The sequence below is a fragment of the Micromonospora arborensis genome (assembly GCF_003205615.1).
GTDB lineage: Bacteria > Actinomycetota > Actinomycetes > Mycobacteriales > Micromonosporaceae > Micromonospora > Micromonospora arborensis.
Window position 1 is genome coordinate 1 of the sequence record NZ_PYBV01000103.1, and the last position, 454, is coordinate 454.

The 454-nt window shown below is 80.2% G+C and carries 1 protein-coding gene; it reads left to right on the top strand.

Annotation, left to right across the window (positions count from 1 at the left end; genetic code table 11):
- Positions 1-275 precede the first annotated feature (275 nt).
- A partial coding sequence (locus C7C45_RS33015; protein ID WP_146247493.1) for an SDR family NAD(P)-dependent oxidoreductase occupies positions 276-454 on the top strand: 179 nt, incomplete at its 3' end.

Here is a 454-nt window from a genome sequence, read left to right on the forward strand (position 1 = left end):
GGGCGGATGGGGGTGGTGGGGGTGTGTGCGTGGGCGGGCCAGCGGCAGCGCGCGGGAGGGCGGTCGTGGATCCGGACGGGCCGGGGGGGGGGGCGGGGGGGGGGGGGGGGGGGGGGGGGGGCGGGGGGGGGGGGGGGGGGGAGGGGGGGGGGCGGCGGGGGGGGGGGGGGGGGGGGGGGGGGGGGGGGGGGGGGGGAGGGCCACACAGCTTTGGTGCGGAGTATGTGTTGCTGGCCCATGTGCCGGGGAGCACACAGCTCGTAACTTCTTGCGCCATGACGGCAGAACCCGTGGCGGTCCCCCACGTCGTACAGGTCGACCTCGCCGGTCGGACCGCCCTGGTCACCGGGGGCGGTAGCGGCATCGGGCGGGCGTGCGCCCTGCGGCTGGGCGCGGCCGGCGCCAAGGTGCTCGTGGTGGACCGCAACCTGGACGCGGCGAAGGCGGTGGCCGC